Below are 23,812 nucleotides of genomic sequence, written 5' to 3' on the forward strand. Positions count from 1 at the left end.
GAGGGCTTAATCGTTCTTCGTGAACCGCCGTGGTACGGAACCGTATGCCCGGTGGTGTGAGAGGACGGGGGAGGCGACTCCCCCTCCTACTCGATTCAGTATGCTGTCTGCCTGGCTGGGCAGCTTTGCTCGTCGCTGTCTCCCCGGGCCAGCAGCCAATCCACGAAGGTGGCCAGGTCATCGAACACCTTCGCCCCCTCTAGCCTCTTCCCCTGTTGCTCCATGCTCTGTTGCTCCGTTCGAAGGCCCTTGCCAGTGCGAACCAGTACTGTCCGACAGCCCATGATCTTGCCGGCCTTCAGGTCGCGCTGACTATCTCCGACCATCCAGCTGCTCTCAAGGTTCTTCATCCCCAATGCGCGCCTAATCTCTTCCAGCATGCCTGGCAAGGGTTTGCGACATCTGCAGCCGTCCTCAGGTCCATGCGGGCAGTAAGCGATATGGGCAATCTCCCCACCCGCTTCGCGAACCAGCTCATGGAGGCGTGCATGGATGGCCTTCAAGGCTTCCTCATCATAATAACCACGGGCAATGCCAGATTGGTTGGTGGCAACAGCCACTGTCCAACCGGCGCGGCTGAGCCTAGCGATGGCGGTTATGGAGGAGGGATAGGGGGTCCATTCTTTCAGGGACTTCACGTAATTGTCGGAGTCGTGGTTGATGACGCCGTCACGGTCGAGGATCACGAGACGGTCAGGTAAGGGCATGGGGAGTCTCCTTGCCGGCTTGATGCTCAATCACCGGAGTGTTTCACGTGGAACATTGCCTTCCAAGCGGTCAAGTGGTCAGAGCTAGTCTGTTTGAGTCCTGCTCGCATCTCGAATGTTCCACGTGAAACAATCGAATAACGCATGAAAAAGGCCGGCGAACACCATCGCCGGCCTCAGGGACGTCAAGAGGGGTGCTACTGCTGCAGCAAGGCGATATCCGCCACTTCCAGGAAGAGGGCCTGAAGGCTGGCAAGCAATGCCAGACGATTGCGACGTATCTCGGGATCCTCGGCCATCACCATGACCTGATCGAAGAAGGTGTCCACCGGCTCTCGCAGGCCGGCCAGTGCGTCTAGAGCCTCGCTGTAGTGAGCCGCAGAGAAGAGTGGCATTACCGTATGACGACACGATGCCAGTGCCTCGTAGAGCGCCTTCTCGGCGGATTCCTGAAGCAGGCCAGCGTCGACTTCGGTGGTGCCATCATGCTGCTGCTTGCTCAGGATGTTGGAGACCCGCTTGTTAGCGGCGGCCAGGGCGGAGGCTTCCTCGCGATGGGAGAAACCCTGGACGGCACGCAGACGACGCGCGAAGTCGAGTGGCTGGGTTACCGGACGAGCACGCACGGCCAGGTAGACCTCGGTATCGATGCCCTCGTCATGGGCCCAGGCGCGGAAGCGGTCGAGCATATAGGTGAGTACCTCGTCCACCAGCCCTTCGGCGTAGGGCAACTCCTGATGCTGTGCTGCAGCCAGTTCGAGCAACTCACGCAGGTCGAGGGCCAGCTGGCCCTCGACCAGGATATTGATCACGCCGATGGCGGCGCGGCGCAAGGCGAAGGGGTCCTTGGTACCGCTGGGACGCTGGCCGATACCGAAGATCCCGGTGAGGGTGTCGAGGCGATCGGCCAGCGCCAGCGCCAGGCCGGTGCGAGTCTGGGGGATGACATCGCTGGCGAAGCGGGGTAAATACTGCTCCTCGAGAGCCTGCGCTACCTCGGCTGGTTCGCCGTCGTTGACGGCATAGTAGCGGCCCATAATGCCCTGGAGCTCAGGGAACTCGAGGACCATCTCGGTGACCAGATCGCATTTTCCCAGCTCAGCGGCACGACGCGCTTGCGTCACGTCGGCGTCGATGCGACCCGCGATGAAGGCCGCCACGGCGGCGTTGCGATGTGCCTTGTCTGCCAGGGTGCCGAGTTTCTGTTGAAACACCACGCCGGCCAGTTCGGGGGCCCGGTCCGCCAATGGGCGACGCCGATCGGTATCGTAGAAGAAGGCGGCATCGGCCAGGCGCGGGCGGATCACCTTCTCGTTACCGTGGATCACCTGTGCCGGATCGAGGCTGTCGATGTTGGCGATGGTGATAAACAGCGGCTTGAGCTGGCCTTCATGCCCCAGCAGGTGAAAGTATTTCTGGTTGGCCTTCATGGAGGAGATCAGGCATTCGGCGGGTACTTCAAGGAAGCGCTCGTCGAAGCTGCCGGTCAGGGCCACGGGCCACTCCACCAGGCCGCTAACCTCGACGAGCAGCGCTTCATCAATCACGGCCGTGGCGTCCTGCACCTCGGCCTCGGCCAGTACCTGCTCGCGGATGCGCTCGCGGCGGCTGGCGCGATCGGCCAGCACCCAGGCTTGCTCCAGGGCGCCGAGGTAGTCATCGGCATGGGCCAGTTCGATGGGCGCCGGCGCGTGAAAGCGGTGGCCGCGGGTGGTGCGTCCTGCCTGCAGGCCCAGGGCACTGGCCTCGACAACCTCGCTACCGTAGAGCATGACCAGCCAATGCACCGGGCGCGAGAACTCCACCCGCGACGCACCCCAACGCATGTTCCTGGGTACTGGCAGGGCGCTGATGGCCTTCTCGACGATGCCGGGAAGCAGCGCTGTGGTGGCCTCACCCTCCTGCTGTTCGCGGTAACCGAGCCAGGTGCCCTTGTCGGTCTCGAGCTGAATCAGCTCATCCACCGCGACCCCGCAGGAGCGGGCGAAGCCTTCAGCGGCCTTGGTCGGCTGGCCCTCCTTGAAGGCGGCGGCCAGGGCCGGGCCACGGCGCTCGACCTCGCGGTCGGGCTGCTTGTCGGCCAGCTCGCGGATCTGGACAGCCAGGCGGCGCGGGCTGCCATGGGCGAGAACCTCGCCTAAGTCGATGTCGGCTTCGGCGAGCCCCCGGCGGATGCCCTCGGCAAGCGCGTCGGAGAGATCATCGATGGCATTCGGGGGCAGTTCCTCGACACCCAGTTCAACCAGAAGGGTATTGGCAGCCATCATGCATCTCCCTGTTCGGCAAGCAGTTCGCGGCGCAGGGCCACGGGGGCCAGCGGGAAGCCGGCGGCCTTGCGCGAGTCAAAGTAGGCCTGGGCCACGTCACGGGCCATGGTGCGCACGCGCAGGATGTAGCGCTGGCGTTCGGTCACCGAGATGGCGTGGCGGGCATCCAGCAGGTTGAAGGTGTGTGAGGCCTTGAGCACCTGCTCGTAGGCGGGCAGCGGCAGGCTGGCATCCAGCAGCTTGCTGCACTCGCGCTCCTGGTGGTCGAAGGAGGTGAAGAGAAAGTCGACGTCGGCGTGCTCGAAGTTGTAGGCCGACTGTTCGCGTTCGTTCTGCAGGTAGACGTCGCCGTAGGTGACGCGGCTGCCATCTGGCGCCAGCGTCCAGACCAGGTCGTAGACGCTGTCGACATCCTGCAGGTACATGGCGATCCGCTCCAGGCCGTAGGTGAGCTCGCCGGTGACCGGGTAGCACTCCAGGCCGCCGGCCTGCTGGAAGTAGGTGAACTGGGTCACTTCCATCCCGTTGAGCCAGACTTCCCAGCCCAGGCCCCAGGCGCCGAGGGTGGGGGATTCCCAGTTGTCCTCGACGAAGCGGATGTCATGCACCAGCGGGTCAAGCCCCAGGTGCTTCAGCGATCCCAGATAGCGTTCCTGCAGGTCGGCAGGGGAGGGCTTCATCACCACCTGGAACTGGTAGTAGTGCTGCAGGCGGTTGGGGTTCTCGCCGTAGCGGCCATCGGTGGGGCGACGGGAAGGCTGCACATAGGCTGCGTTCCAGGTCTCGGGGCCGATGGAGCGCAGGAAGGTGGCGGTATGGAAGGTGCCGGCGCCCACCTCCATGTCCAGAGGCTGGAGGATCACGCAGCCCTGTTCGGCCCAGTACTGCTGCAAGGCCAGGATCAGACCCTGGAAGGTTGTCACGTCTGCTGTCGACGAAGGTGTCGAGAGAGTCATTGCGGAAGCACCGTTGGCCATGAATTCACGAGCCGTCAAGTATACAATCACCGGAAGATCGGTTATAGGCGCAGGCCCGGAGACAAGAGGATTCCCATGATTGTAGTGACAGGCGGGGCCGGCTTCATCGGCTCGAACCTGGTCAAGGCACTCAATGCCCGTGGCCATGACGAGGTGCTGGTGGTCGACGACCTCAGCGACGGGACCAAGTTCGTCAACCTTGCAGACTGCACGCTCGGCGATTATCTGGACAAGGAGGAGTTCCTCGCCCGGGTGAAAGCGGCGCTGAATGGGGAGGCGTCGCACCTGCCGCCCATCGAGGCGATCTTCCACGAGGGCGCCTGCTCGGACACCACCGAGTGGAACGGGCGCTTCATGCTTGAGAACAACTTCGAGTATTCCAAAGTACTGCTGAACTTCTGCCAGCGCCAGGGCATTCCCTTCATCTATGCCTCCTCGGCGGCCATCTACGGGGGCAGCGAGGTGTTCTTCGAGGCCCCCGAGCACGAGAAGCCGCTCAACGTCTACGGCTACTCCAAGCTGCTGTTCGACCAGTACGTGCGTGCCCGCCACGACGACTTCATCAGCCAGGTGGTGGGCTTGCGCTACTTCAACGTCTACGGGCCCCGGGAGCAGCACAAGGGCAAGATGGCCAGCGTCGCCTACCACCACCACACCCAGATCAGCGCCGGCCAGAATGTGAAGCTGTTCGGTGCCTGGGAGGGCTATGAGGCCGGCATGCAGAGCCGCGACTTCGTCTATGTGGGGGACGTGGTGGATGTCAACCTCTGGTTCCTGGATCATCCCGAGGCCTCCGGCATCTTCAACCTGGGCACCGGCAGTGCCGAGCCCTTCAAGGCCATCGGCGAGACCGTGGTCGACTACTATGGCCGCGGCAGGATCGAGTACATCGACTTCCCCGAGGAACTCAAGGGTCGCTACCAGAGCTACACGCGGGCCGACATCAGCCGCCTACGCGAGGCCGGCTACGATGGCGAGTTCCGTAGCGTGGCCCAGGGGGTGCGCGAGTACCTGGAGTGGCTGAATGGGAAGGGATGAGCCCGGATGGCACGGCGGCGGGGAGGGGGAGCGCATCCTGGTGGTGGGGCCTTCCTGGGTCGGCGATATGGTCATGGCGCAGAGCCTCTTCAAGACCCTGAAGGCGAGGCAGCCGGACAGCCGGATCACCGTGGTGGCCCCCGCCTGGTCACGGTCGATCCTCGAGCGCATGGACGAGGTCGACGAGGTCGCCAACCTCGAGGTGGGGCATGGCCAGTTCGGCTTGGCCATCCGACGGCGACTCGCTCACGCCCTGCGGGGACACTTCGATCAGGCCATCGTGTTGCCGCGTTCCTGGAAGTCGGCACTGGTGCCCTTCCTGGCGCGCATCCCGTGGCGCACCGGCTTCACCGGCGAGCAGCGGCTGTGGCTGCTCAATGACCGCCGACGCCTCGACAAGATGGTGCTGGACCAGACCGTCAAGCGCTTCGTGGCCCTGGGCCTGCCGGCGGAGGAATCGGCACGCGGGGATTTCCCCATTCCGCGGCCGCGGTTGCGGCTGGATACCGAGAACCTGGTCGAGTGCCGCGTCGAACTGGGGCTTTCCTCCCGTCCGGCCATCGGCATGATGCCGGGGGCCGAATACGGCCCGGCCAAGCAGTGGCCGCTTGGCTATTTCCGGGAGCTGGCAAGAGGGCTGGTGGTGGAGGGTTACGAGGTCCGCGTGCTGGGCGGACCCAAGGAGGTGGAGGCCGGCGAGGCGATCGCCGATGATCTTCCCCATACCCACAACCTGTGTGGCAGGACGCGGCTGGCGGATGCCGTCGACCTGCTCGGTGACTGCGAGCAGGTGGTGACCAACGATTCCGGGCTGATGCATGTGGCGGCCGCGGTGGGGACTCGTGTGCAGGCCATCTACGGGTCTTCCTCGCCCGCCTATACGCCACCCTTGACCGAGAATGCCGAGGTACACTATCTCGGCCTTGACTGTTCGCCCTGTTTCCAGCGCACCTGCCCACTGGGCCATACCAACTGCCTCAATCATCTGATGCCCGAGCGCATCCTGCGTTCGATACTGGCGAGTTAGGCCAGTTTCTCGTGCGCTTCGATCAGGGTCGGCTCATCGGAGCCTAGCGATACGCTCACCACCGCCATGCTCCTGTATCCCCGTCTGCAGGTGGAAACACACGCACCGAGATCCGACCATGCCCAGGGCCGGAAGCCGAATGTGCCACTGCGTCAGCCCAGCCTCACCTGGTCCGCTCTTTCCTTCTCGTGGAGTTCGTTGAGCTTGGCGTACTTCATGTAGGCATGAAAGGCGGTGGTCACGGCTACCGTCATCCCGTCTGCGCCCTGGAGCAGGCCGCCCTTGAGGATCAGCTTTCGCAGCATGGCGCTCAGTGCATGCCAGGTTGGGCGGCAGCGGGAGGGTCCCTTTCCTCGCTGCTTCATCGCCCAGGCATCCCGGCTCGAGAGCTGGTCGATGCGAACGATCCAGTGGGAGAGGTCGCGGTAGGTGAAGTGCCGGATATGGCCCCCCGTGTCCAGGACCTGGGGGGCCTTTATGGAAGAGTGGGCCCTCTTTGGCAGGTACCCCGAGGTGGTGCGATTGTAGAGTCGTGTCACGGGGTCTGGATAGAAGCCGGCGGCCTTGATCCAGTGGTGGCCGGCGAAGTTGCGGCGCTTGAAGCGATAGGCGATGTGGGGATCATCCAGCGCCAGTGAGCGGATGGCGGCGATGGCATCCTCCTCGAGTCGCTCGTCGGCATCCAGGGCCAGGATCCAGTCATTTCGCGCCCGGGGCACCGCAAAGGCCTTCTGGGGGCCGTCACCGAGGTAGGGCTGATGGATGACCTGGGCCCCCTCGCGCTCGGCGATCGCCACGGTATCGTCACGGCTCCCCGAGTCGACGACGATCACCTCGTCACAGACGGGGCGCAGCGAGGCGATGCAGTCGGCGATATTCTCCGCCTCGTCGAGGGTGATGATGATGCCGGTGATCGGTGTCATGAGATCGTCTCGTGGCTCGGGAGGTGACGCAGGAGATCGGCGATGCGGCTCGCCGCGGCTTCCAGGTCGATGCTGTCCATGTTGTGCTCGCCGGCCCCGGGGGGGGGGCAGAAGGCCAACCGGTGGGCCTCGGCATTGCAGGTCCGCCAGCGCAGTGGGGTGGCAGAGCGCCGTGATGGATAGAAGCCCGCAGTGGGCCGGTCCAGGCAACCGGCGATGTGCAAGGGGCCGGTAGAGCCGGCAATCAACAGGTCGCAAGCCGACAGGCTAAGGGCGAAGTCATCGAGCCCGTGGCGAGGTGGCAGCAGGACGGCCGTTATCCCCTCGCCGGCCAGGCGCTCGCGAAGACTATCGGCCGCGGCTTCCTCGCCCGGGCCGGCGGTGAGCACCCAGGCTGGCGCGCGCGCGCTCGCCCCGGCCAGTCGCGCTTGTATGTTCAGCACCAGGCTCGCATAGCGCTCGAGGGAGAGGTTCACGGCCGAACCGCCGCTGCCGGGATGCAGGAACAGCCAGCGGCGCGAGCCGTCCAGGCCCAGCTCATCGGTGATACGCTCCCGCTGCACCGCGCGGGTACCTTCGGGTAGTGGCCAGTAGGGCGGCTCGGGGCGTGGTGGCACCGCGAGTCCGAGTTCCACCAGCAGCGCCTCGGCGAGCTCCAGGTTGTAGACGTATTCGGGCTTCTCGGAACGCGACCTGCGCTGCACGATGCGTCGATTATAGAATAGCTGGGCCCACTGGGTGGCCGGGGCCAGGCGCAGCGGAATGCCGGCCCGCCAGCCCAGCCAGCCGATGCGCGGGGTGGAGAAGAGCGTCAGCAGGGCGTCGAAGCGCGCCTCGCGCAGGCGCTGGAGCAGCGTTCGGCACCCCGCTCGGCCGCTGGCGTTACCCGGGTCGATCAGCACTTCGTCGATCCAGGGGCACTGCCTGGCCAGCGGCGCGGTATAGGCAGGAACCAGCACGCTGACACGGGGCGCCGAAGCGGCCGCCTTGAGGCAGGCAAGTGCCGGCCAGGCGAGCATGAAATCGCCGATCTTGTCGTTGCGCACGACCAGCAGGCGAGGCTCGCCCCCATCACCCTCAGGGCATTGTGTCATCATCCGGGCTCCCGAGCCCCAACACCGCAAAGGAGACCCCCTTGTCCCGCAAGGTCATGCATATCTGCCTCTCGAACGGCTGGGGCGGACTGGAAATGTATCCGTCGCGCATTATACCCGAGCTGAGACGGCAGGGGTGGGAGGCCCATGGCCTGGGGCTGGCGGGGTCTCGGGTCGCCGCGAGTCTGGTCGAGGCCGGCATCACGCCGCTGACCGTGGCCTCCCGTGGCCAGGCCCTGCTGAGGGTGGGGCGCCTGCTCCGATACCTGAAGGCCCACGATATCCGGATACTCCACTGCCACAAGTCCAGCGACCTTCGCCTGGCGGCCCTGCTGGTGACCCTGCGTCCCTCGCTGCGGCTCTGCTTCACCGACCACATGGGCGTCACGCGTCCCAAGAAGGATCCCTACCATCGCTGGGCCTACGGCAAGGTGACGCGCCTCTTTTCCATCAGCGAGGCGACACGGCAACGTAACCTGGCGGCCTTCCCGTTGCCGCCCGGGCGCATCCGCCGGCTCTACCTGGGCATCGACCCGGCACCCTATGTGCCGCGCCTCACCGAGACCGAGCGACGGGCGCTGCGCGACGCGCTCGGTATCCCGCCGGGGGGGGTGGTCATCGGCGTGCCGGGGCGGCTGACGCCAGGCAAGGGCCAGGCCGTCTGGGTCGAGGCACTGGCCGGGCTCAGCGAGCACTATCCGGCACTGACCTGGCACGGGGTGCTGATCGGCGGGCTGAGCGCCGCGGAGGGCAGCAGCGAGGCCTTCGTGGCCGAGCTACGCGACCGCGTGGCCGAACTCGGCCTGGGCGAGCGACTGACCTTCGCCGGCTTCCGGAGTGACCTGCCGAGGCTGTTCGAGGCCCTGGACATCGTCTGCGTGCCGTCGCGCAACGAGGCCTTCGGCCTGACGGTGATCGAGGCCATGGCCGCAGGCAAGGCCGTGGTCGGCGCCGACAGCGGGGCCATTCCCGAGCTCATCGACGGCGAGACGGGCCGCCTTGCCGCGCCCGATGATCCCCTGGCCTGGCGTGACGCCATGGGGGAGCTGGCCGGGGACGCCACACTGAGGCTGCGCCTGGGGGAGGCGGCTCAAAAGAAAGTGAATGCTCACTTCACCCTGGCGGCCCACGTGCAGGGCCTGGTGGAGGCTTATGCCGATGCCTTGGTGGGGGCGTCGTAGGCCTCGCGGATGGCCAGCATGGCGCCGCGGGCACCGAACTTCGCCAGCGAGCGTTCGAGACGTGCCAGGTTGCCCGCCTGCCAGGCGCCCTGGGGCCGCAGCCGGCAGCGGTCGAGGTCGATCAGCCACACCTCGCCGTGCGGGTCGACCAGCAGGTTGCGTGCATTGAGGTCCACGTGATCCAGGCCGGCGTCGTGAAAGCGCCGCAGGGTCGTGCCGACGCGTTTAAGCAGGGCGGGGTCGGTTTCATCCTGCTGCAGGAGCTCTGCCAGGGCGCGGGCGCCAGGGATGCGCTCGGTGATCAGCGCCGCCCGGTAGCTGAGCCCGTGGCGCGTCACCCGCGCGGCAACCGGGCGTGGCACGGGCAGGCCGCGCGCATGCAACGCGGCGGTCAGGCGCATCTCGCGAAAGGCCCGGGTTCCCTCCAGGCCGGTCCACAGGTAGCGGTCGTCGCTGAGCCGGGCGATGAGGCCGCCGCGCCGGTAGGGCCTGAGCACCCATTGGGCGCCCGGCTCGAAGTCGCCGGCATCCACGAAGAGGCTGGCGCCACGGCCGGGGGCCTCGCCGACCACCCGGCCGGCGTCGCGCCACCAGGCGGGATCGAAGCCTTGAGGGGGGAGGGGCGGCGCCGTTTGTGACGCCCGGTCGGCGTCACATAAACTGTCCGCATCATATAGAATGAAAATCTTTCCCGCGCGATACGTTGCCAACCGCATGAAGCCTCCTCTGCCCGCCGACCCCCGGCATATCTGTGTACTGCGGCTCTCCGCCCTGGGCGATGTCTGTAACCTGGTGCCGACGGTGCGTGCCCTGCAGCGCCAGTGGCCCGAGGCGAGAATCACCTGGATCATCGGCCAGGGCGAGCGCAGTCTACTGGCGGGCCTCTCAGGGGTCGAATTCGTCGTCTACGACAAGGCGACGGGGCTCGCCGGCATGCGCGCCCTGTGGCGCGAGCTGGCCGATACCCGCTTCGACGTGTTGCTGCACATGCAGCAGGCGCTGCGCGCCAGCGTGCTCTCCCTGGGCCTCAAGGCCGCCGTGCGGGTGGGCTACGACAAGGCCCGTGCCAAGGATGCCCAGCACTGGTTCACCCAGCGCCACCTGGCGCCCCATCCCCGAGCCCATGTGCTGGAGTCCTTTCTGGACTTCGCCCGGCTCCTCGGAGTGGATGACCTGTCCCTGGAGTGGGATCTGCCGATACCGGCACTGGCCGTGAAGGAGGCAAGGCAGCTCACGGGGAGCGCACCCTACCTGCTGGTCAGTCCCTGCAGCAGTATACGGCTGCGCAATTTTCGCAACTGGTCCGCCGAGGGCTATGCGGCGGTGATCGAGCATGCCTGGCGCCAACATGGCCTGAAGACGGTGCTTACCGGCGGGGGCAGCACCCAGGAGCGCCAGCTCGGCGAGCGCATCAAAGCCCTCTGTCCCCAGGAGATAGTGACTGATGCTATTGGCCAGACGCCCCTCAAGGGCCTTTTGGCATTGATTCGCGAGGCTCGGTTGGTGATCGCTCCCGACTCCGGGCCCGTGCATATGGCCAATGCCCTTGGCACCCCCGTCGTCGGACTCTACGCCACCACCAATCCTGACCGTGCCGGCCCCTACTGCTGGCGTGACTTCGTGGTCGACCGCTATCCGCACGCCGTTCGTACCTTCCTGCACAGGGAGCCCACAGAACTCCCCTGGGGTCGGCGAGTTCGTCATCCCGACGCCATGTCCCTGATTCGTGCCGACGAGGTAATCGAGCGCCTTGAGGCAGTGCTGGCGCTTCCCGAGATATCACCGGCTACGGAGCCCTCTGATGAAGCTTGATCTGACCGCCCTGGAGCACTCCCGCCTGTTGGTGGTGGGCGATGTGATGCTCGACCGCTACTGGCATGGCGGCACTTCGCGCATCTCCCCGGAGGCGCCGGTGCCGGTGGTGCGAGTCGACGAGGCCGAAGACCGCCCTGGTGGTGCCGCCAACGTGGCCCTCAACATCGCCTCATTGGGTGCTTACGCCGCGCTGGCCGGCCTGGTGGGCGACGATGACAATGCCGACCGGCTGATCGCGCGGCTCGAGGATGCCGGAGTAGGCACTCACTTCGAGCGCAGCCCGGGCATCCCAACCATCACCAAGCTCAGGGTGATGAGCCGCAATCAGCAGCTGATCCGTCTGGACTTCGAGGAGGGCCTCGGCGATGTCGATACCAGCGGATTGCTGGGGCAAGTCGAGGCGGCTCTACCCGACTGCGACCTGGTGATTATCTCCGACTATGGCAAGGGCACCCTGAATCGCATCGAGGCGCTAATCCGGCTGGTCAAGGCCGCCGGCAAGCAGGTACTGGTGGATCCCAAGGGTAGCGACTTTCACCGCTACCACGGGGCCAGCCTGATCACCCCCAACCTGGGCGAGTTCGAGGCCGTGGTGGGCCACTGCCGGAACGACGCCGAGCTCGCCGAGCGCGGGGAGACGCTGCGCGCCGAACTGCAACTGGAGGCGCTGCTGATCACCCGCAGCGAGAAGGGGATGACACTGATCCGCGAGGGACACGAGCCGCTGCACCTGCCGACCCGGGCCCGGGAGGTCTTCGATGTCACCGGTGCCGGCGACACGGTGATCGGCGTGTTGGGCCTGGCGCTGGCGGCCGGGCACGGTTACCCAGAGGCGATGACCCTGGCCAATCTGGCCGCCGGGCTGGTGGTGGCCAAGCCCGGCACCGCGACCCTCTCGATTGCCGAGCTGTATACCGCCTTGCACGGTGACAAACTGGCCGAGTTCGGGGTGATCGAGGAGCCTGCGCTGATCGAGGCGGTGCGTGCCGCCCAGTCGCGTGGCGAACGGGTAGTGATGACCAATGGCTGCTTCGACATCCTGCATGCCGGCCACGTCGCCTATCTGGAGCAGGCGCGCCGCCTCGGTGACCGGCTGGTGGTAGCGGTCAACGACGATGCCTCCATCGGCCGCCTCAAGGGCCCCAAGCGGCCCATCAATCCCCTGGCGCGGCGCATGCAGGTACTGGCCGGCCTGGGGGCCGTCGACTGGGTGGTGCCCTTCGCCGAGGACACCCCCCAGCGGCTGATCGAGGCGGTGCTGCCGGACGTGCTGGTCAAGGGCGGAGACTATCGTCCCGAGGAGATCGCCGGCGGCGCGGCCGTCCGCGAGGCGGGTGGCGAGGTCAGGGTGCTGGGCTTCGAGGATGGCGTCTCCACCACCGCGATGATCGCCACCATCCTCGACCGCGAGACCTGATGGCTGCGCCTCATCCCTGGGTCCGTCGGGGCTATGCGGCGGCGCTCTACCTCCTCGCGCCGCTGATCTGGCGACGCGTCTGGCGCGAGCAGCTGCCCGGGCGGCCGCGACGCGAGCGGCTGGGCCTGATCCCGCCCGCCGGCGAGGGCGAGCGCACCCTCTGGCTGCACTGCGCCTCGGTGGGCGAGGTGCAGGCCGCCCGGCCCTTGATCGAGGCGCTCGGGCAGCGCTGGCCCGGTCACCGCTTGGTCGTCACCACCATGACCGCGACCGGGGCGGAACGGGTGCTGGTGCTGGCAAGGAATCGCCAGGCTTCAGGGGCCGGAGCCGAAGTGAGCCATCACTTCGTGCCGCTGGACTTCCCCGGCGCCGCGCGCCGCTTCGTCGCCCGGCTGCAGCCCGACCTCGCCATCTTCTTCGAGACCGAACTCTGGCCCAACCTGCTGGCCGCCTGTGACCGGGCGGGGGTGCCGGTGGCGGTGGTCAACGGCCGCCTGTCGCCGCGCGCCTGGCGTGGCTATCGCCGCCTGCGTCCGCTGATGGAGGAGGCCCTGAGCCATGTGGCCTGGCTGGCGGCCAAGTCCGACGCCGATGCCCGGCGCTACCTTGAGCTGGGCATGGCGCCGGAGCGCACCACGGTGGTGGGTTCGCTGAAGTTCGATATCGACACCAGCAACGAGACTCGACAGGTGAGTGAGCGCTTGCGTACCCGGCTGGGCAATCGGCCGGTCTGGGTGGCCGGCTCTACCCACCCCGGCGAGGACGAGCAGGTGCTGGCCGCCCATGTCCGCCTGCACGAGCGGCTTCCCGATGCCTTGCTGGTCCTGGTGCCCCGCCACCCCCACCGCTTCGACGACGTGGCCGCGCTGTGCCGCCAGGCGGGCCTGACGCTGGCGCGCCGTTCCCGCGACGAGTGGCCCGGGGACGACACGGCGGTCTACCTGGGCGACACCATGGGGGAACTGCTGGCGCTCTATGGCGCGGCGGACCTCGCCTTCGTCGGCGGCAGCCTGGTGCCCATCGGTGGGCATAACCTGCTGGAGCCGGCCGCCCTGGGCACGCCGGTGCTCACCGGGCCGGCGCTGGTCAACTTCGAGGACGTGGCCGAGGCCATGCGCGAGGCCGGCGCCCTGGTGGAGGTCGTGGACGCCGAGTCGCTAGCCAACCAGCTGTTGCGCCTGTTCGACAACCGGCAGGCGCGGCACCGTCTTGCCGAGGCTGGCCGCAGCGTGGTCACGGCCAACCGGGGCGCCCTGGCTCGCACCCTGGCGGTCCTGGAAGCGCTCGTGCAGGCGGAGTGAGTGCTCGCTTCTGCATGCGGGTCAAGCGGGCAGCAGGCGCTCCACGCCCTGCGCGGTGCCCAGCAGCAGCACATCGGCACCGCGGGCCGCGAACAGGCCGTTGGTAACCACGCCGACGATGGCATTGAGGCGTGCCTCCATGGTTAGCGGGTCGTCGATCACGAACTCGAAGCAGTCGATGATCTGGTTGCCGTTGTCGGTGACCACCCCCTGGCGGTAGACCGGATCGGCGCCCAGCTTGACCAGCTCGCGGGCCACGTAGGAGCGGGCCATGGGGATCACTTCCACCGGCAGCGGGAAGTTGCCCAGCCGCTCGACCTTCTTCGAGGCATCGGCGATGCAGATGAAGCGCTCGGCGCAGGCGGCGACAATCTTCTCGCGCGTCAGGGCCCCTCCGCCCCCCTTGATCATCTGAAGGTGAGCGTTCACTTCATCTGCGCCATCGATATAGAGGGGCAAGCTGCCGGTCTCGTTGAGTTCGAAGAGGTCGATGCCATGGCGGCGCAGACGCTCGGCGCTGGCCATGGAACTGGCCACGGCGCCGCGAAAGTCGCCGCGCAGTTCGGCCAGCCGGTCGATGAAGCGATTCGCGGTGGAGCCGGTGCCAACGCCGATGACGATATCGTTGCCGAGATGCGGGCGGATCTCGTCGATGGCGGCCGCGGCCACGGCGTCCTTGAGCTCGTCTTGGGTCATGTCGTGCTCGCTTGTAACTTGTAAAGGGTGGCGAATGCCGCGCCATTATAAGTCATGGCGCCCCTGGATGCTGGACGTCATGGCCGCCGCAATGCTACCAATAGGCGTTCTTTGCAGCGCAGCAAGAGCTGTCGCTTTGCGTCACTTTTGGGATTTCAGGATGCTTGAAGCTACCGTCAAGAAGATTCTCCAGGCTCGGGTCTACGAAGCTGCCTGGGAAACCCCCATCTCACCAGCCCTCTTTCTCTCCCGCCGTTTCAACAATCAGATCCTGATCAAGCGCGAGGATCTGCAGCCGGTCTACTCCTTCAAGATTCGCGGCGCCTACAACAAGATGGCTCAGCTCAGCGAGGCACAGAAGGCCAACGGCGTGATTGCCGCCTCGGCAGGTAACCACGCCCAGGGGCTGGCGATGGCAGCCAAGCTGATGGGCGTTAAGGCAGTGATCGTGATGCCGCGCATCACGCCGGAGATCAAGGTCCAAGCAGTGCGGGCCCGCGGTGCCAGGGTGGTACTCAAGGGCGATGCCTTCGCCGAGGCGGCGGCCCATGCCCAGGAGCTGATCGCCGAGCATGGCTACACCTACATCCCGCCCTTCGACGATATCGACGTCATCGCCGGCCAGGGCACCATTGCCGTGGAGATACTGCGCCAGCATGGCGGTGCCATCGATGCCATCTTCGTGCCGGTGGGCGGTGGCGGCCTGATCGCCGGCGTGGCCGCCTACGTCAAGTACCTGCGGCCGGAGATCAAGGTGATCGGCGTGGAATCCGAGGACAGTGCCTGCCTCAAGGCCGCGCTGGCGGCAGGCGAGCGGGTGGTGCTGGATCAGGTCGGTGTCTTCGCCGAGGGGGTGGCCGTGGCGCAGATCGGCGAGGTGCCCTTCTCCATCCTTCGCGATCTGATCGACGAGGTCATCACCGTCAATACCGATGAGATGTGTGCCGCGGTGAAGGACATCTTCGAGGATACCCGGGCGGTCTCCGAGACTTCCGGTGCGCTGTCGCTGGCGGGCCTCAAGAAGTACATCCAGCAGACCGGTGCCGAGCAGCAGACGCTGGTCTGCATCAATTCCGGGGCCAATACCAACTTCGACCGTCTGCAGCACATCGCTGAGCGTACCGAGCTTGGCGAGCAGCGCGAGGCGATTCTCGCCGTGACCATCCCTGAGAAACCCGGCAGCTTCAAGAGGTTCTGTCGCACCATCGGCAAGCGCATGGTCACCGAGTTCAACTATCGCTACGCCGACCCGCAGCAGGCCCATATCTTCGTCGGTGTCCAGGTGAAGCCTGGTGGCGAGGACCGACAGGCGGTGATCGACAAGCTCCGTGGTGCCGACTATCCGGTGGAGGATCTCACCGACAATGAGCTGGCCAAGCTGCATATTCGCCACCTCGGCGGCGGCCGGCCGAAAGAGCGCTTCGACGAGGAAGTGTATCGTTTCGAGTTTCCGGAGCGGCCCGGGGCACTGATGAATTTTCTCACTCACCTGCCCCACGACTGGAATATCTCGCTGTTCCACTACCGTAACCATGGGGCCGCCTATGGCCGGGTGCTGGTGGGCATGCAGGTGCCCAACGGCGACCGCACCCATGTCGAGGAGTATTTCGACGATATCGGCTATCGCTACTGGAAGGAGAGTGACAATCCGGCCTACCGGCTGTTCATGGCCTGATGTCGGCAATCATCGGCATGCCGAGTGAGTACTGACTCACCGCGCAGCCTGGCGGTTCGAGTGCTTGAAATGCCATTCATGATAATGCCGGTTGTCATATGTCGGCAGAAAGCCCTATAGTCTCTGCGCCATCGCATCATCAGGGTGGCACATAACAACATCGAACCCGAGACCCATGCGGTCCTGCCTTCCACGGAGTCGACAATGAAGCGCAAGCCCGATCTGGTCATGGCATTGGTGCTGGTCTTCGGCATCAGCGTTGTGGCGACCGGCTATGCCCAGGCGCTGGTGGGCGGTTGAGCCCCTACTCGCCGGGTAGAGCCCACCCCTATGCAAGCACCCCACGAAGACGGCCGATAGATCTGCATCGGCCGTCTTCGTGGGGTGGCAAGGCCGTCTCAGGGACGAATCACCCGGGCATCACTGACGATGGCGTCTAGTGGCACGTCCCAGGGAGCTGCGGGGAGGCGCTCGACCCGCTGGCACTCGTGGGCCAGACCGATCAGGCGAGGGCGCGGCCCGGGGCGGTGGGTGAAGGCCAGGGTGCGGTCATAGAAGCCGCCGCCCATGCCCAAGCGCTGCCCTTGGTCGTCGAAGCCCACCAGCGGCAGCAGGATAGCATCGAGGGCCCAGGCCGGCGTGCGCCGGGCACGGTGGGCCCCAAAGCGGCTCTCGGGCTCCGGGATGCCGAAACGGTTGGCCAGCATGGGCGTCCCCGAATGGTAGTGTACGAACCACAGCTGATTGGCACTCAGCGGCTTGACAACCGGCAGGTAGACGCGGGTGCCGCGGCGCTCGAGCCAGGGAATCAGGGGGGTGGGGTCGATCTCGCCGTCATTGGGCAGGTAGAGGGCCACGCGACGGGCTCGTTGAATCTCGGGCAGCTGTCGGAGGTGTCGGCAGAGGCGTTTGGCGGCCTCACGTCGTTGTATGGCGCTCAGCTCGCGTCGGCGCAGGCGCAATTCACGTCTCAGCCGGCGACGGGTGTCGTCGGTCAGGGCGGGCGCGGCGGTCTCCTGCACGTGGGTCATGTCGGATCAGGGTTCCCCAGAGTGCCGCTGTCGTTCTGGCCCTTGAACCCAGTGGTTCAAGGTGGGTGGCCGCAGCCGAACCGTCAGGCTTTCCGACGCACGGACATGCACACGGGTTCGGCTAGCATTTGGCCCCCTGGGTACTGCGCATAGGCTCGAGGGACGATAACGACTGGCAAACACCCCAGGGAACCCCTGCATCCTACCAGAGGCCCGGGCAGGGCCAAAGAGATGATTCTATCTCAGCGCTCGGGCATGGCATCCAGCGCCTTATCGAGGCGTTTATTGAGCTTGTTGAGGCTGCGCTCGCCGGCACGTTGATCGTCGAGTGTCTCGAGCAGTTCGTGGGCGATGTTGAGGGCTGCCATGATGGCGATCTTTTCGCGGTCGACCACGCGTCCGCGGGAGTGGATGCCCTGCATGGCGCGGTCGAGGTAGCGGGCAGCGCGCTCGAGCTTGTCCTGCTCATCCGGGGGGCAGGCGATGGCATAGCTGCGCTCCAGGAGGGTGATCTCGGTGGTGGGCCGCTTGGGCTCGGTCATGGCAGGCTCCGTAAAGGGCCAGAGGAAGGATCGCACACCGAGTGCGCGTCACAGCGAGCCGATGCGTTAACATCGAGGCCGGAGTTGAATGCCAGTCACTATAAGAGAGCCGTTCGCGGGCGGTCAACGCGTCCGGGGGCTCCACCAGCGGATCACGCCATGTCACTGATCAACGAACGCCAAGACTTCTCGACCATTGCCGATACTTTTTTGCTTCACGGCAGCATGCAATCGCCGGCCTTCCTTGACGGACGCCTGTGTGCCGAGCTTGCGCTGCACGACCTGAGCGCCGAGGCCTGGTTGGAAGAGGTCTGCCTGAGCCTCGGGGTCGATCAGCCCCGCGACGAGGCAAGCGCCGAGCGGCTGCTGGGCTGGCGTCGCCAGACCCTCGAGGCCCTCTCCGCCGCCGAGCTCAACTTCGAGCCGCTGCTGCCTGACGAGCTCTTCTCCCTGGCCGAGCGCGCCCTGGGCCTGCAGGAGTGGACGCTGGGCTTCCTGGAGGTGGTCGCCGATGCCGGGGAGGCGCCGTGCGGAGCCTGGTCGCCGGCCTTGCGCGAAGCCCTCGATGATCTCGAGGGCTTCGCGAGCATCGAAACCGATATCGAGGACAGCCCGGAGAACGAGAACGACCTCTTTGCGCTCACCGAGCACGCGCGCATGGCCGCCATGCTGCTCTACACCGAGCAGCACCCCGGCAAGCCCCAGGTCGAACAGCTCGACACACCGACCCATCACTGAAAGCGGACACCGAACCCACCCTTCCAGGAGCCGTGATGCACCCTGAGATGTTACCCCGCCCCGCCCCGATCACCAACGACGAGTATTGTGCCCGCCGCCGGGCGCTAATGGATCGGTTGCCTGGCGATAGCGCCGTGCTGCTCCCGGGGGGCTCGTTGGTTACCCGCTCGCGGGACAGCGAGTTTCCCTTCCGTCAGGACAGCGACTTCCACTACCTGACCGGTTTTGCCGAACCTGACGCCCTGCTGCTGCTGCTGCCGGGCCGTGCGGCCGGCGAGAGCGTGCTGTTCTGCCAGGACCGCGACCCAACCCTGGAGGCCTGGACCGGCATCCGCCTGGGCGCCGAGGGCGCTGTTTGCGCACATGCCATCGACCAGGCCTTCGAGAATGTCGAGCGCGAGGCGCGCTTGGTCGAGCTGCTCGACGGGCGTCACGTGCTCTACCTACCGTTGGGCGATGGCGAGGCGCTGTCGCTTGCCGAGCAGCTGCGCGGCAAGCTGGCCGGCCGTTCACGCCGCGGAGTGGTGGCGCCATCGGCCTTCGCCGACGTCAGCGAGCTGATCCACGAGCAGCGCCTTCGCAAGAGCAAGGCGGAGCTGGCGCTGATGCGCCACGCCGGGGCGATCTCCGCTCGGGCCCATGTGCGGGCCATGCGCGCAGCCCGCCCAGGGCTCATGGAGTGGCAACTGCAGGCCGAGCTTGAGCACGAGTTTCGCTGGCAGGGCGGCAGTGGACCGGCCTATGCCAGCATCGTCGGTGGTGGCGTCAATGCTTGTGTCCTGCACTACATCGAGAATCACGCTCCCCTAGAGGAGGGCGCGCTGGTGCTGATCGATGCCGGCGCCGAGTTCGACCTCTATGCTGGCGATATCACGCGCACCTTCCCGGTCAACGGGCGCTTCTCCGAGCCCCAGCGGACCCTCTACGAGGTGGTGCTGGCCGCCCAGGAACGCGCCGTCGCCGCAGTTCGCCCCGGCGTGACCCTGGCGACGATCCACGCGGGCGTGGTGCATGACCTCACCGCCGGTCTTATTGCGCTCGGGCTGCTGGAGGGGGACGTCCAGGCGCGCATCGACGATGGCAGCTACAAGCGCTTCTACCTGCACTCGACCTCCCACTGGCTGGGACTCGACGTGCATGACGTGGGGGCCTACCGTCATGCGGACCAGCCGCGCGCCCTGGCGCCCGGCATGGTGCTCACCGTGGAGCCTGGCCTCTATGTGCCCACCGACGACGACCTGCCGGAGGCCTTCTGCGGCCTCGGCATCCGCATCGAGGATGACGTGGTGGTGACACAGGATGGCCACGAGGTGCTGACCGCGGATGTGCCCAAGCGGGTGGAAGAAATCGAAGCCCTGATGGCCAGGGATTGACCCGCTGAGGAGCATCTGGAAATGCCTTTATGTAATGTACGTTATGAAATCGCCAGGAGGAGCCCATGAGCTCGCTGCGCGCACCCTGGGTGGATATCGCCATCATCGGCGGTGGCCTGGTAGGCGCCAGCTTGGGCTGTGCCCTGGCTGCGCTGGTCGAGCGGGCGGGACTTCGGGTGGCGGTGATCGAAGCGGCGCCACTGCCGCCGCGCGACGAGCCCTGGCAACCCAGCTTCGATGCCCGGGCGAGCGCCATCGCCGCGGGTTCCGCGCGGCACTTCACGGGCCTCGGGGTCTGGGACGCCCTGGCCGAGATGGCCGCGCCGATCCGCACCATTCATGTCAGCGAGCGGGGCCGGCTGGGCGTGACACGGCTGCGCGCCGCGGAACTGGGCGTCGAGGCGCTGGGACATGTGATCCCCAATGCGTGGATGGGGCGCGTGCTGCATGGTCGACTGGCCGAGCTGCCGCTGGCCTGGCACTGTCCGGCCAAGGTTGAGACGATCCACCCCCACGACGAGGGGTATCGGCTGCAGCTGTCGGATGGCGGGACGCTGCAGGCCGGGCTGACGGTGCTCGCCGATGGGGGCCGCTCAGGGCTCAAGGAGCGACTGGGGATCAAGAGCCAGGAGCGGCCCTACGACCAGGTGGCGCTGATCGCCAGCGTCGAGGTCAGCCGCCCCCACGCGGGCGTCGCCTACGAGCGCTTTACGTTGGCGGGGCCCATCGCCCTGCTGCCCCTGCGCGGCCAGGCCATGGAGCTGGTCTGGACCCACGCGCGGGGCGACGAGGAGCGCCGCCTGGCACTTTCCGATGGAGACTTCCTGGCCGAGCTGCAGCAAGCCTTCGGTGACCGGGCGGGGCACTTCCGTCGCGTGGGTCGCCGCCATGCCTACCCGCTGTCGCTGATCACCGCCGGCGAGACCGCGCGCCCCGGCCTGGCAGTGCTGGGCAATGCCGCCCATGCCCTGCATCCGGTGGCGGGCCAGGGCTTCAACCTGGCGCTGCGTGGGGTGATGGACCTGGTGGCCGCCATCGAGACCGGCATCGAGCGGGGCGAGCGCCCCGGGACTCCGGCGGTGCTGCAGGACTTCGAGGTGCGCCGCGACGCCGACCGTGACAACGTCGTTCGCTTCAGCGACGGTCTGATTCGCCTGTTCGGGCTCGACCTGCCCCTGCTCGGTCAGGCGCGTGGTGCCGGCCTGGCAGGATTAAACCTGGTGGGGCCATTGCGGCGCGGCCTGGCCCGCCGAGCCATGGGGCTGGAGCGGTAGCCGTGGCACAGAAAGCGAGTCGCCAGTCGCTGTAATCACATAGCGTGGAAGCATTGGCCAGGAACCGTGGCTAGCGAGGCGGCCAACACACGGCATGGCCAGCGAGCCGAACTCGAGGAGGAGAGGTCATGAACACGGCACAGCAAGGCGCGTCGTCATTCGAGGTGATCATCGTCGGTGGCGGCATGGTGGGCACGGCGCTGGCCTGCCTGCTGGGGCGGGCCGGGCTGGAAGTGGCGGTGCTGGATGCCCGCGAGACGCCACTTGAACGAGAGGCGGTGGGCAGCGGGCCCCCCTCGATGCGTGTCAGTGCCCTGACCCCGGTATCGCGTCAGTTGCTGGAGGGGCTGGGGGCCTGGACGTGGATGGCCTCGCGCCGAGTGAGCCCCTACCGCTTCATGCAGGTCTGGGATGGCGAGGGCAGCGGCGAGGTGAACTTCTCCGCAGAGCAGGCTGGGGTGCCGGTGCTGGGGCACATCGTCGAGAACGACGTCACCCTGGCGGCGCTGGAGGCATGCCTGGCCGAGCGGCCTAGCGTCCAGATGCGCATCAATGCTCGGGTGGTCGGGCTCGAGGCAGGCGACGACGGGCGGGCGGTACGGCTGGAGGATGACAGCCGGCTGACGGCCCCCCTGGTGGTGGCCGCGGATGGCGCCCGCTCACCACTGCGCGAGATGGCCGGCATCGGCGTCCGTGCTTGTGATACCGGCCAGGTGGCCGTGGTCACCACGGTGCGTACCCGCCTCGGCCATGGCAGCGTGGCGCGCCAGGTCTTCCTCCCCACGGGGCCGCTGGCCTTCCTGCCGCTGCGCATCGAGGGCGGCGATCATCACTGCTCCATCGTCTGGTCCACCACCCCCGGGGAAGCCGAGCGCTTGGTGGCACTGCCCCGGGAGGCGCTGGGCACTGAGCTGGCGGCTGCCATTGACCGCCGACTGGGCGAGGTGACGGTGACGGACCGAGCACTGGCGATGCCGCTCACCCAGCGCCATGCCGAGCGCTATGTGCTGCCGGGCCTGGCCCTGGTGGGGGACGCAGCGCACAGCATCCACCCGCTGGCGGGCCAGGGGGTGAACCTGGGGCTGATGGACGCTGCGGTACTCGCCGAGGAGCTGGTCAGGGGTCGGCAGCGTGGGCTGTCGCTGGGCGATGTGGCGCTGCTGGGGCGCTATGCGCGGCGGCGACGCGGCGACAACGCCGCCATGCTGGCGCTGATGGATGGCTTTCGCGTGCTGTTCGGGGCGCGCCACCCGGCGCTCACCTTGGCGCGTAATCTGGGGCTTTCGGGGGTCGACCGGTTGGGGCCGCTCAAGCGCTTGCTGATGCAGCAGGCGACGGGATATCGCGGCCGCCTGCCGCGCACCTGTCGCGCTCTCAGTCGCCGCGACGCTGGCTGAGCACGTCGAGAGCCTTGAGCAGGTTGAGGGCCTCGCCGAGCTGGTAGTCGTCGCGCAGGCGCTCGCTCGTCTGGCCGCGGCTGCGCTGGGTGTCCGGCGCGCTCAGATGGCCCTGCAGGTCTGACTCACGCACGTCCAGGCCATTGCCTTCGGCCACTTGGAGACGGCCGCGGATCACCTTCACGTCGGGCTCGATGCCCTGGGCCTGGATGGAGCGGCCATTGGGCGTGAAGTAGAGCGCCGTGGTCAGCTTGAGCCCCTCGCCATTGCCCAGCGGCATGATCTGCTGCACTGAGCCCTTGCCGAAGCTCTCGGTGCCCATCACCACGCCGCGGCGCTGATCCTGCAGGGCGCCGGCAACGATCTCCGCCGCCGAGGCGCTGCCGCCGTTGATCAGCACCACCAGAGGCACGTCGGCCGCCGCCGTCTCGCGACCGGCCGAGAAGCGCATCTCGCTGTCCCGCAGGCGCCCTTCGGTATAGACGATCAGCCCGCTGTCGAGGAAGGCATCGGCCACGTCCACCGCGGATTGCAGCACTCCGCCAGGGTTGTTGCGCAGGTCGAGCACCAGCCCCTTGAGTGGCCCGTCGCGCTTTAGGTGGCGGATGGCGCTGCTGACCTGCTCGCCGGTACGCGTCTGGAACTGGCTGACCCTCAGGTAGCCGTAGCCCGCCTCCAGCAGTTCGCTCTTGACGCTCTGGGTGCGGATGATCTTGCGCGTCAGGGTGACCTCCAGGGGAGCGCTATCGCCCTGACGCAGGATGGTCAGGCGGATCTGGGTTCCGGGGTCGCCGCGCATGAGGTTGACCGCTTCCTGCAATGAAAGCCGGTCGGTAGGGGTGTCGTCGATGCGCAGGATCTTGTCACGCGCCTGCAGGCCCGCGGCGGAGGCCGGTGTATCGTCGATAGGGGTGATCACCATCAGCTGGCCATCCTCCATACCGACCTCGATGCCCACGCCGCCGAACTCGCCCTGGGTGGACTCGCGCAGGCTCTCGAATGCCTCGCTGTCTAGATAGGCGGAGTGCGGATCGAGCTCGCTGAGCATGCCGCGCATGGCATTGCGCAGCAGCTCGGCATCCTCGACCTCCTCCACGTAGCCACGCTTGATGCGTTCGAATATCTCGGCAAAGGCCTGGATCTCGGCAACCGGCAGGTCATCCTCCAGACCTGGGCTCTGGCGCTGATCTTGGGCGGCGATAGGCAGCGATGTTAGCCCCAGCAGGGCGAGCGGCAACAGCGCCGGCACCAGGCGGCGCGTCACGGTGAACAGAGCGGCAGGACATGAGGGCATGCAGATTCTCGCGGTGGCGAAGACGACGGCTCAGCATAGCCCGTG

At 66.8% G+C, this 23,812-nt stretch carries 21 protein-coding genes and 1 other RNA gene; 11 read left to right on the forward strand and 11 right to left on the reverse strand.

Annotated features, from left to right (window positions below; all coding sequences use genetic code 11):
• Nucleotides 1-95: 95 nt before the first annotated feature.
• From gmhB to glyQ, 3 genes are all read right to left on the reverse strand, one after another.
• Nucleotides 96-707: a D-glycero-beta-D-manno-heptose 1,7-bisphosphate 7-phosphatase gene (gmhB, locus tag DFO68_RS08990; protein WP_133483329.1), complete on the reverse strand. Its 612-nt coding sequence runs from the start codon at nucleotides 705-707 to the stop codon at nucleotides 96-98.
• Nucleotides 708-904: 197 nt separating this feature from the next.
• Nucleotides 905-2,971 carry a glycine--tRNA ligase subunit beta gene (glyS, locus tag DFO68_RS08995; protein WP_133483330.1) on the reverse strand — a complete coding sequence of 689 codons (2,067 nt, stop codon included), beginning with the start codon at nucleotides 2,969-2,971 and terminating at the stop codon, nucleotides 905-907.
• Entirely contained in the window at nucleotides 2,971-3,930 is a 960-nt protein-coding gene (gene glyQ, locus DFO68_RS09000; RefSeq protein ID WP_133483331.1) for a glycine--tRNA ligase subunit alpha, read from the reverse strand. Before glyQ ends, glyS begins: the two co-directional genes overlap by 1 nt.
• Before the next feature lie 96 nt (nucleotides 3,931-4,026).
• On the opposite strand from glyQ, the gene rfaD reads away from it, so the two are divergent.
• Entirely contained in the window at nucleotides 4,027-4,989 is a 963-nt protein-coding gene (gene rfaD / locus DFO68_RS09005; protein ID WP_133483332.1) for an ADP-glyceromanno-heptose 6-epimerase, read from the forward strand.
• Nucleotides 4,976-6,016 (forward strand): lipopolysaccharide heptosyltransferase II, encoded by a 1,041-nt coding sequence (gene waaF / locus DFO68_RS09010; protein WP_133483333.1) that lies wholly within the window; start codon nucleotides 4,976-4,978, stop codon nucleotides 6,014-6,016. The genes rfaD and waaF overlap by 14 nt, the downstream gene beginning before the upstream one ends.
• A 152-nt stretch (nucleotides 6,017-6,168) precedes the next feature.
• Here the strand turns inward: waaF and DFO68_RS09015 are convergent, their stop codons facing one another.
• Nucleotides 6,169-6,939: a glycosyltransferase family 2 protein gene (locus tag DFO68_RS09015; protein WP_133483334.1), complete on the reverse strand. Its 771-nt coding sequence runs from the start codon at nucleotides 6,937-6,939 to the stop codon at nucleotides 6,169-6,171.
• Entirely contained in the window at nucleotides 6,936-8,033 is a 1,098-nt protein-coding gene (locus DFO68_RS09020; protein WP_133483335.1) for a glycosyltransferase family 9 protein, read from the reverse strand. Before DFO68_RS09020 ends, DFO68_RS09015 begins: the two co-directional genes overlap by 4 nt.
• 41 nt (nucleotides 8,034-8,074) lie before the next feature.
• Here DFO68_RS09020 and DFO68_RS09025 point away from each other — a divergent pair, with 41 nt between their 5' ends.
• Nucleotides 8,075-9,214 carry a glycosyltransferase family 4 protein gene (locus tag DFO68_RS09025; RefSeq protein WP_243726473.1) on the forward strand — a complete coding sequence of 380 codons (1,140 nt, stop codon included), beginning with the start codon at nucleotides 8,075-8,077 and terminating at the stop codon, nucleotides 9,212-9,214.
• On the opposite strand, the gene DFO68_RS09030 is transcribed toward DFO68_RS09025, so the two are convergent.
• On the reverse strand, nucleotides 9,184-9,930 hold the full coding sequence (locus tag DFO68_RS09030; RefSeq protein WP_133483336.1) for a 3-deoxy-D-manno-octulosonic acid kinase: 747 nt from the start codon (nucleotides 9,928-9,930) through the stop codon (nucleotides 9,184-9,186). The genes DFO68_RS09025 and DFO68_RS09030 overlap by 31 nt on opposite strands.
• Here DFO68_RS09030 and DFO68_RS09035 point away from each other — a divergent pair.
• Genes DFO68_RS09035 through waaA form a run of 3 tightly spaced genes read left to right on the forward strand, consistent with a single transcriptional unit; the run spans nucleotide 9,929 to nucleotide 13,747 of the window.
• The gene (locus DFO68_RS09035) at nucleotides 9,929-11,026 is read left to right on the forward strand and encodes a glycosyltransferase family 9 protein (RefSeq protein WP_133483337.1); all 1,098 of its coding nucleotides are present in this window, start codon (nucleotides 9,929-9,931) and stop codon (nucleotides 11,024-11,026) included. The two genes, DFO68_RS09030 and DFO68_RS09035, sit on opposite strands and share 2 nt — an antisense overlap.
• A complete protein-coding gene (hldE, locus tag DFO68_RS09040) occupies nucleotides 11,016-12,446 on the forward strand; it encodes a bifunctional D-glycero-beta-D-manno-heptose-7-phosphate kinase/D-glycero-beta-D-manno-heptose 1-phosphate adenylyltransferase HldE (protein WP_133483338.1) in 1,431 nt (476 codons plus the stop codon). The genes DFO68_RS09035 and hldE overlap by 11 nt, the downstream gene beginning before the upstream one ends.
• Entirely contained in the window at nucleotides 12,446-13,747 is a 1,302-nt protein-coding gene (gene waaA / locus DFO68_RS09045) for a lipid IV(A) 3-deoxy-D-manno-octulosonic acid transferase (protein WP_133483339.1), read from the forward strand. The genes hldE and waaA overlap by 1 nt, the downstream gene beginning before the upstream one ends.
• 21 nt (nucleotides 13,748-13,768) lie before the next feature.
• Here the strand turns inward: waaA and rpiA are convergent, their stop codons facing one another.
• Nucleotides 13,769-14,443 carry a ribose-5-phosphate isomerase RpiA gene (rpiA, locus tag DFO68_RS09050; RefSeq protein ID WP_133483340.1) on the reverse strand — a complete coding sequence of 225 codons (675 nt, stop codon included), beginning with the start codon at nucleotides 14,441-14,443 and terminating at the stop codon, nucleotides 13,769-13,771.
• A 160-nt stretch (nucleotides 14,444-14,603) separates the two neighbouring features.
• Here rpiA and ilvA point away from each other — a divergent pair, with 160 nt between their 5' ends.
• Nucleotides 14,604-16,118: a threonine ammonia-lyase, biosynthetic gene (gene ilvA, locus DFO68_RS09055; RefSeq protein ID WP_133483341.1), complete on the forward strand. Its 1,515-nt coding sequence runs from the start codon at nucleotides 14,604-14,606 to the stop codon at nucleotides 16,116-16,118.
• 398 nt (nucleotides 16,119-16,516) lie between these two features.
• Here ilvA and DFO68_RS09060 read toward each other — a convergent pair whose 3' ends face one another.
• The 3 genes from DFO68_RS09060 to DFO68_RS09070 all read right to left on the reverse strand — a co-directional run bounded on the left by DFO68_RS09060 (nucleotide 16,517) and on the right by DFO68_RS09070 (nucleotide 17,691).
• The gene (locus DFO68_RS09060) at nucleotides 16,517-17,149 is read right to left on the reverse strand and encodes a 5-formyltetrahydrofolate cyclo-ligase (RefSeq protein ID WP_133483342.1); all 633 of its coding nucleotides are present in this window, start codon (nucleotides 17,147-17,149) and stop codon (nucleotides 16,517-16,519) included.
• Between the two features lie 9 nt (nucleotides 17,150-17,158).
• Nucleotides 17,159-17,343, reverse strand: a non-coding RNA gene (gene ssrS, locus DFO68_RS09065) — 6S RNA.
• A gap of 48 nt (nucleotides 17,344-17,391) precedes the next feature.
• Nucleotides 17,392-17,691 (reverse strand): cell division protein ZapA, encoded by a 300-nt coding sequence (locus tag DFO68_RS09070; protein WP_133483343.1) that lies wholly within the window; start codon nucleotides 17,689-17,691, stop codon nucleotides 17,392-17,394.
• Between the two features lie 159 nt (nucleotides 17,692-17,850).
• Between DFO68_RS09070 and DFO68_RS09075 the strand changes: the two genes are divergently transcribed.
• The 4 genes from DFO68_RS09075 to DFO68_RS09090 all read left to right on the forward strand — a co-directional run bounded on the left by DFO68_RS09075 (nucleotide 17,851) and on the right by DFO68_RS09090 (nucleotide 22,473).
• Entirely contained in the window at nucleotides 17,851-18,429 is a 579-nt protein-coding gene (locus DFO68_RS09075) for a UPF0149 family protein (RefSeq protein ID WP_133483344.1), read from the forward strand.
• Nucleotides 18,430-18,464: 35 nt separating this feature from the next.
• On the forward strand, nucleotides 18,465-19,802 hold the full coding sequence (gene pepP / locus DFO68_RS09080; protein WP_133483345.1) for a Xaa-Pro aminopeptidase: 1,338 nt from the start codon (nucleotides 18,465-18,467) through the stop codon (nucleotides 19,800-19,802).
• Nucleotides 19,803-19,867: 65 nt separating this feature from the next.
• Nucleotides 19,868-21,076, forward strand: coding sequence for a 2-octaprenyl-6-methoxyphenyl hydroxylase (gene ubiH, locus DFO68_RS09085; protein ID WP_133483346.1), 1,209 nt, complete (start codon nucleotides 19,868-19,870; stop codon nucleotides 21,074-21,076).
• A 128-nt stretch (nucleotides 21,077-21,204) separates the two neighbouring features.
• Entirely contained in the window at nucleotides 21,205-22,473 is a 1,269-nt protein-coding gene (locus DFO68_RS09090) for a UbiH/UbiF/VisC/COQ6 family ubiquinone biosynthesis hydroxylase (protein ID WP_133483347.1), read from the forward strand.
• Here the strand turns inward: DFO68_RS09090 and DFO68_RS09095 are convergent.
• On the reverse strand, nucleotides 22,451-23,767 hold the full coding sequence (locus DFO68_RS09095; RefSeq protein ID WP_133483348.1) for a S41 family peptidase: 1,317 nt from the start codon (nucleotides 23,765-23,767) through the stop codon (nucleotides 22,451-22,453). The two genes, DFO68_RS09090 and DFO68_RS09095, sit on opposite strands and share 23 nt — an antisense overlap.
• Between the last annotated feature and the right edge of the window lie 45 nt (nucleotides 23,768-23,812).

The organism is Halomonas ventosae, from assembly GCF_004361885.1.
Classification (GTDB): Bacteria; Pseudomonadota; Gammaproteobacteria; order Pseudomonadales; family Halomonadaceae; genus Halomonas; species Halomonas ventosae_C.